We start from the raw sequence: 6,478 nt of genomic DNA on the forward strand, positions 1-6,478 counted from the left end.
CTTATATCTAAAAAGAATTTAATATAACTTTTGACTGAAAATCGTCGATGTAATGAGCGAAAAGGCGAGAAAATAGCCGGTTTTTTGTGATCACAGTCGGATATTTTTTATTTGCTCAAAATATGACTGCACGGGAAGCGTGTAATCCCCTTGCCAATAAATGGCGAAAGCCACCAGGCATAAACACAACACCCGCTCTAGCTGATTGCCTTTTTGTGAGTTCAATATTGGCAGGCAGAAGCGCCAGCGGCAGGGCCAGAGCAATGGCACGCCAGCAGGGGTGAGCATATCGGCCAGCAGGTGGCTGAAATAGCCGATAATCATGGCGTGCAGCACGTCCGCGGGGATGGGCCAACCGCGCGGCACCTCTAGTTGAAATAGCCACATGCCGCCGACGATAGCCAGCAGGCTATGGGTGAAACCACGGTGACCAAAGGCGCGGGAGATCGGGATTGCGATCCAGCGCAGGCGCTGGCCCAGGATGGATTTTGGGTGATCGATATCGGGTAACAGTGATGTCAGCAGCGCGGCAGGAATGATGTGCCACCAATCGCCAGTGGCGAGCACGGGAGTCACCTCCGCTTTCTTGGCAAAGATCGCGCAGGCAACAGAGAATATGAGATGTCCTTCCGCGGTCATGTTGCTATATTCCGGCCACTAAACTGTTAATTTATCCAGTATATGGGAATTTTTACAGTAACGGAAGCGGTTACCCTGTAACGATTTGTTAATTTTACGCCGTTTTACAAAGGGTTGAAACCTCATGCCTTACGAACGTGGGATACAGGCAGACTCATTATGTAGGGGCGCTGCATGCTGCGCCCGTGACGAGTTGGAATTAGCGAGCCAGCCAGCCGCCGTCCACCGCGAGAGTGTAGCCATTAACGTAGTCGGACGCTGCCGAGGCCAGGAAGACGATTGGGCCCATCAAGTCTTCCGGCGTGCCCCAGCGCCCGGCGGGGATACGCTCGAGGATCTGCTGGCTGCGGTCTTCATCGGTACGTAGCTGCTGGGTGTTGTTGGTGGCCATATAGCCCGGAGCAATGGCGTTGACGTTAATCTGGTATTGCGCCCATTCATTGGCTAACAGCCGGGTGATGCCGAGTACCGCGCTTTTCGACGCGGTGTAAGAGGGCACGCGAATGCCGCCTTGAAAAGAGAGCATTGAAGCAATATTGATAATTTTACCGCCGCTGCCCTGGCTGATGAACTGTTTGGCTACCGCTTGCGCCATAAAGAACAGGGTCTTGATATTGACGTCCATCACCTCATCCCAGTCTTGTTCACTGAAATTCAGGGCGTCTTCACGGCGGATAATCCCTGCGTTGTTCACCAGGATATCGATCCTGCCAAACACCTCAACGGCGGCGGCTAGCAGTGAAGGGATAGCATCGATGCTGCCGAGATCGGCGTTCAGGTTCAGGAACCGCCGCCCGGTTTGGCTGACTTTGTTCATGGTCTCAAGGGGCTGACTGCGGTTCACGCCGATAATGTCACAACCAGCCTGCGCCAACCCAATCGCAATGCCTTGCCCCAGGCCGGTATTGCAGCCAGTGATCAGCGCCACTTTGCCCGTTAAGTCGAAGGAATTCAAAATCATAGCTTTGCTCTCTTGCCGTGAGGGAAGAAAGCACCGGGCTTACGACGGCTACTGCGTGGCAGTGACAGTGTCACCGATTCACCCGGTGTTTTCTTTATGCGACTAGCATAATTTGAATGGTATCTTAATTCAATTAAAATGAAACTGTGTTTTATTTATTTTTGCTGGCGCGGGGAGAGAGAAAGGCATCGACAGGGCCGATGCCGTCAAGATCAGGCCAGATGGGCGGCAGTCAACTGCTCGAGGCTTTGCAGTTTAAGGTCGGCCAAGGCCCAGCGCGGATCCTGGCTGTATTCGTGTGCTGGGATCACGATCGATTTCATACGCGCCGCTTTGGTGGCAATCATACCGTTGAAGGAGTCTTCCAGCGTAATACAGTGCTGTGGGTCGCTGCCCAGACGTTCGGCCGCGATCAGATAGACTTCCGGGTGAGGTTTGCTGTACGGCAGGTATTCGGCCGAAACCAACTGGTCAAAATAGCTTTCCAGATCGAACATCTTTAATACCTGCTGCTGCATATGTAGCGGGGAGGCGGAGGCTAACCCGATATTCAGACTCAGGCTACGGCACAGTTCCAGCGCTTGTTGCACCCCAGGCAACAGCGGGCGCTTTTCCCGTACCAGTTCGATGGCCCGCTCGATAATGCGACCAGCCACTTCCTCCTGAGAAGGCCCTTGCCACGGCATGGCCTGGAACCACATCCGCACCACCAGATCGATGCGTAAACCCAACGTATCCGGCAGTTTGTGACGATCGGACAGATCCAGCCCCAATGAGCTGAAGATGTCCATTTCTGCCTGTAACCACAGGGGCTCAGAGTCGATCAGTAGACCGTCCATATCAAAAATTGCGGTTGCTATGCGTTGCGAATAAGCCATTAACAATTAACTCCTGCAGCACCAGTAAAAGAAAATGTTTTCGCCACTCTATCATTTTTGTTCAGACACCTGCACCCTTCGGGCCCGGGGTGTTTTCTCAAAGTGCTGGATCTCACTGGATTCAGACAGGAAGACGAAGAAAACGGTGGGCGAGTTTCGTTAACTACAGGTAGACTTAGCGCAACAACGGTTACGTCGCTTACAAGGGGAACACATGACGTATCAACAAGCTGGGCGCGTTGCCATACTGAAACGCATTTTCGGATGGGTCGTTTTCATCCCGGCGTTACTTTCAACGCTGGTTTCACTGCTGGGCTTTGTTTATCAACACAGTGAGAAGTCCAGAGGGATCAACGCAGTGATGCTGGATTTTGTCCACGTCATGGTCGATATGGTGCGCTTCAATACGCCATTCCTGGATATTTTCTGGTACAACTCACCGGTACCGGACGTGGATAAGAGCCTGTTCAGCGGCGCTAATCTGATGTTTATCATCATCTATTTCCTGATTTTTGTCGGCCTGGCATTGCAGACCTCCGGTGCGCGCATGTCGCGTCAGGTGAAGTTTATCCGTGAGGGATTGGAAGATCAGATGATCCTGGAACAGGCCAAGGGCAGCGAAGGGCACACGCGTGCGCAATTGGAGGAGCGGGTGACGTTGCCGCACCACACCATTTTGCTGCAATACTTCCCGCTGTATATCTTGCCGGTAGCGATCGCCGTGGTGGCTTATTTTGTGCTCAAGCTGCTAGGGCAAATGGCCGGAGTGGCCTAAACCTGAAATTAACGGGCGCCGCATGTGGCGCCCCCTCTATTACAGCGTTTCTGGGTGGAGCAGCTTGTCGATGGCCCGTTGGGCAATGACCAGATGCTGGCCACCAAACAGGTTGCTGCGGTTTAGCAGGTAATAAAGCTGATATAGCGGCTGACGTTCGATAAAACCGGCCTCAAGCGGCCACACGCTTTGATAGCCGTCATAAATCTGGGCGGGCAAATCAGGATACAGCGGCAGCATCGCCAAATCACATTCCCTGTCGCCCCAGTAACAGGCTGGATCAAACAGCAAAGGCCCATCGGCGGCCTGAGCACAGTTGGCAGGCCACAGATCGCCGTGCAGCAGGGAAGGCTGCGGCTGATGGTGTTGCAACCGCAGATACACCACGTCGATAATTTCGTCGATATCACCGAAGGTCATGCCCTTTTCCGCTGCCAGCTGTAGCTGCCAGCCGATGCGTTGCTCGGCAAAAAATTCTGCCCAGCGGCGTTGCCAGGCGTTGGGTTGCGGCGTGGTGGAAAGATCGTTATCGAAGTCGAGGCCGAACTGCGGTTGTTCGCTCCACTGGTGCAGGCGGGCCAGTTGTTGCCCGAGGCAGTGCGCCCCGTGCGCATCCAGCGGCTTAAGGGGTTGATACTCCAATAGCAGGAAACTGTAATCGCGATCGCTGCCAACCCCATACACTTCGGGGACGCGCACGGTCTTACTGCGAGCCAGCAGGGCCAGTTGATCGGCCTCCGCAGTAAATATCGGCAGCAGTTCCCGGGTATCACATTTTACAAACACCTCGCTATCACCGTAACTCACGCGCCACGCCGCGTGGATCTCTCCCCCAGGCAGTTCAGTCCTTTCGCGTATTTCTGCGCTGCCAAGATGTTCACTCAACAGACGGCTAACGGCTTGCCACATAGTAATCCCCTTCTGTGTTGCCTGCGATTTCATTAGGTTAGCGTCTTTCCTGCTGCGAAAACACGATGTGGCGCACAGCTGCGCCATCTATTGACGAAAATATCATCGCCGCGTGTCTGGTCAAAGTATATACGCTATTGATTAATTTAAGTACGCTTATACTTAATGCAGCTCGGTTCTGGCTAACTTACTGGGTTTCTTCTTACGCGGGGAACGTCATAGTAGGGATTTTCCCCTCACCCCAACCCTCTCCCACAGGGCAAGGGAGTTGTGCGGAGCCGTGGGCAGGTGCAGGAGTCAGTCTGTGGCACATTCTGTTCCCTCTCCTGGGGGAGAGGGTTAGGGTGAGGGCGGCTGAATGGGACATCAATCAATTGCAATGGGAGTGGTGAATGGAGCCGAGTCAGCAGTGGCAGCGCGGTGAATTTCGTATCAACAATGATAAAAGCGAGTTGGACCTGGCTGTCACCCACGCTTTTTTGGCGACCACCAACTGGGCGCAGGGGATCTCATTGGCAACGGTGCAGCAGTCGATCGATAACAGCCTGTGTTTTGGCCTCTATCTGCAACGCCAGCAGATTGGTTTTGCCCGGTTGGTGACGGACTACACCACGTTCGGCTATTTGTGTGACGTGTTCGTCATCCCCGAGTTTACGCGGCAGGGGCTGGCCAAATGGTTGATGGCCTGCATGCTGGAGCATCCGGTATTGCAACGCCTGCGGCGCATTATGTTGGTAACCAGCAGTGCCCCGGAGCTGTATCAACAGGTGGGTTATCAGCCAGTCAATAAGCAGGATTTTGTCTGGCAGATCGCCCGGCCCGATATTTATCAGCAGCAATAAGCGGGCGCCGCATCCGGCGCCTACGAGTTGGTTTTAACTACGGTGATTTCGTGGCGTTGCACGGGTTTGAAGTGGCTGTAGAGCAGGGCAATGACAAACAGCAGCGCCTGCACAATCACGATACACGGCCCGGTTGCGCCGTCGATATGAAAACTGATCAGCGTCCCCAACACGCAGGAGAAAACCGAAGCGATGGTGGCGACGATCAGCATCCGGTTGAAGCTGCGGCACAGGGTAAACGCAATGATCCCCGGAGCGATCAGCATCGCAATCACCAGGATCACCCCCACCGCCTGTAGCGAGGCCACGATGGTTAACGCCAGCAGGCACAGTAAGCCGTAGTGCAGTAACTTCACCGGCAGACCAATGACGCGCGCATGGTTCGGATCGAAACAGTAGAGCATAAAGTCCTGGCGCTTGAGCAGTACGATCGCCAGCGTGATCCCGGCGATCCACAACGTTTGCCGCAGCTCACCGTCGGTGATCCCCAGCATATTGCCGAACAGGATATGGCTGAGGTGTTGATCGGTATCGATGCGGGCAAACAGCACCAATCCAAAGGCAAACATGCCGGAGAATACGATCCCCATCACCGTATCTTCTTTCACCCGGCTGTGTTCTTTCAGATAGCCCGTCGCGACCGCGCAGAAAATACCGGAAAGAAACGCGCCAATCACCAGCGGAATGCTGAACACAAAGGCCAGCACAATACCGGGTAGCACGGCGTGAGAGATGGCATCACCCATCAGTGACCAGCCTTTCAACACCAGATAACAAGACAGCACGGCGCAAACTACGCCGGTGACGATGGCCGCGATGATGGCGCACTGCATAAAGGGATAGGCGAACGGCTCAGAGAGCCATTGCAACAGGAATTCCATCAGTTGCCCTCCGGAGAGTTGCCACGGGTGACGCGGCGTTTTGAGGCTATCAGCCCGTGCTTCGGTGCGAACAAGAAGGCCGCCAGGAACACCAGCGTTTGCAGCGTGACGATCACGCCGCCGGTTGCCCCGTCAACGAAGAAGCTGATATACGCACCCAGGCCGCTGGTCAAGGCACCGATCGCGATGGCGATAATCACCAGACGGCCAAAACGGTCGGTCAGCAGATAGGCGGTGGCACCGGGGGTTATCACCATGGCGATCACCAGAATGGCACCGACGGTTTGCAGCGCGGCCACGGTACAGGCGCTAAGCAGGGTAAAGAACAGGATCTTCAGCTTTAATGGCGAAAGCCCAATTGATACCGCGTGGTTTTCGTCAAAAAATACTGCCAGCAGGTCTTTCCACACCAGGCATAAGATCAGCAACGAAACGCCGATAATAATCTCCACCTGCAACACGTCTTCATCTGCGATACCGAGAATGTTGCCGAAGATGATCGACTGCACGTTCACCGAAGTGGGATTGAGCGAAATGATCAACAGGCCGACGGCGAAAAAGGTGGAGAAAATAAAGCCGATAATCGCATCTTC

At 54.3% G+C, this 6,478-nt stretch carries 8 protein-coding genes; 2 read left to right on the forward strand and 6 right to left on the reverse strand.

Features of this window, described 5'->3' with window-relative positions:
- Positions 1-90: 90 nt before the first annotated feature.
- The 3 genes from ACLQ7H_RS27235 to hxpB form a co-directional block, all read right to left on the reverse strand.
- Complete coding sequence (locus ACLQ7H_RS27235) at positions 91-639, reverse strand: metal-dependent hydrolase (protein WP_411755365.1); 549 nt, start codon at positions 637-639, stop codon at positions 91-93.
- Between the two features lie 199 nt (positions 640-838).
- Positions 839-1,600, reverse strand: coding sequence for a 2-dehydro-3-deoxy-D-gluconate 5-dehydrogenase KduD (gene kduD, locus ACLQ7H_RS27240; RefSeq protein WP_411755366.1), 762 nt, complete (start codon positions 1,598-1,600; stop codon positions 839-841).
- 212 nt (positions 1,601-1,812) lie between these two features.
- Entirely contained in the window at positions 1,813-2,478 is a 666-nt protein-coding gene (gene hxpB / locus ACLQ7H_RS27245) for a hexitol phosphatase HxpB (RefSeq protein ID WP_411755367.1), read from the reverse strand.
- A 214-nt stretch (positions 2,479-2,692) separates the two neighbouring features.
- On the opposite strand from hxpB, the gene ACLQ7H_RS27250 reads away from it, so the two are divergent.
- Positions 2,693-3,253 carry a YniB family protein gene (locus tag ACLQ7H_RS27250; protein ID WP_411755368.1) on the forward strand — a complete coding sequence of 187 codons (561 nt, stop codon included), beginning with the start codon at positions 2,693-2,695 and terminating at the stop codon, positions 3,251-3,253.
- Positions 3,254-3,292: 39 nt separating this feature from the next.
- On the opposite strand, the gene ACLQ7H_RS27255 is transcribed toward ACLQ7H_RS27250, so the two are convergent.
- Complete coding sequence (locus tag ACLQ7H_RS27255; protein WP_411755369.1) at positions 3,293-4,162, reverse strand: fructosamine kinase family protein; 870 nt, start codon at positions 4,160-4,162, stop codon at positions 3,293-3,295.
- Positions 4,163-4,554: 392 nt separating this feature from the next.
- Between ACLQ7H_RS27255 and ACLQ7H_RS27260 the strand changes: the two genes are divergently transcribed.
- Entirely contained in the window at positions 4,555-5,004 is a 450-nt protein-coding gene (locus ACLQ7H_RS27260) for a GNAT family N-acetyltransferase (protein ID WP_411755370.1), read from the forward strand.
- A gap of 20 nt (positions 5,005-5,024) precedes the next feature.
- Here the strand turns inward: ACLQ7H_RS27260 and ACLQ7H_RS27265 are convergent, their stop codons facing one another.
- A complete protein-coding gene (locus ACLQ7H_RS27265; protein WP_411755371.1) occupies positions 5,025-5,885 on the reverse strand; it encodes a metal ABC transporter permease in 861 nt (286 codons plus the stop codon).
- The coding region (locus ACLQ7H_RS27270; RefSeq protein WP_411755372.1) for an iron chelate uptake ABC transporter family permease subunit at positions 5,885-6,478 on the reverse strand (594 nt) is incomplete at its 5' end. The genes ACLQ7H_RS27270 and ACLQ7H_RS27265, both read right to left, overlap by 1 nt.

Origin of the sequence: Serratia sp. (in: enterobacteria) (genome assembly GCF_046715635.1) — a bacterium.
Classification (GTDB): domain Bacteria; phylum Pseudomonadota; class Gammaproteobacteria; order Enterobacterales; family Enterobacteriaceae; genus Chania.

What these genes read in the sequence shown, in the direction of transcription:
- hxpB (WP_411755367.1), bottom strand. Translation starts at nt 2,478, where the DNA reads ATGGCTTATTCGCAACGCATAGCAACCGCAATTTTTGATATGGACGGT.
- ACLQ7H_RS27260 (WP_411755370.1), top strand. Translation starts at nt 4,555, where the DNA reads ATGGAGCCGAGTCAGCAGTGGCAGCGCGGTGAATTTCGTATCAACAAT.
- kduD (WP_411755366.1), bottom strand. Translation starts at nt 1,600, where the DNA reads ATGATTTTGAATTCCTTCGACTTAACGGGCAAAGTGGCGCTGATCACT.
- ACLQ7H_RS27250 (WP_411755368.1), top strand. Translation starts at nt 2,693, where the DNA reads ATGACGTATCAACAAGCTGGGCGCGTTGCCATACTGAAACGCATTTTC.
- ACLQ7H_RS27255 (WP_411755369.1), bottom strand. Translation starts at nt 4,162, where the DNA reads ATGTGGCAAGCCGTTAGCCGTCTGTTGAGTGAACATCTTGGCAGCGCA.
- ACLQ7H_RS27235 (WP_411755365.1), bottom strand. Translation starts at nt 639, where the DNA reads ATGACCGCGGAAGGACATCTCATATTCTCTGTTGCCTGCGCGATCTTT.
- ACLQ7H_RS27265 (WP_411755371.1), bottom strand. Translation starts at nt 5,885, where the DNA reads ATGGAATTCCTGTTGCAATGGCTCTCTGAGCCGTTCGCCTATCCCTTT.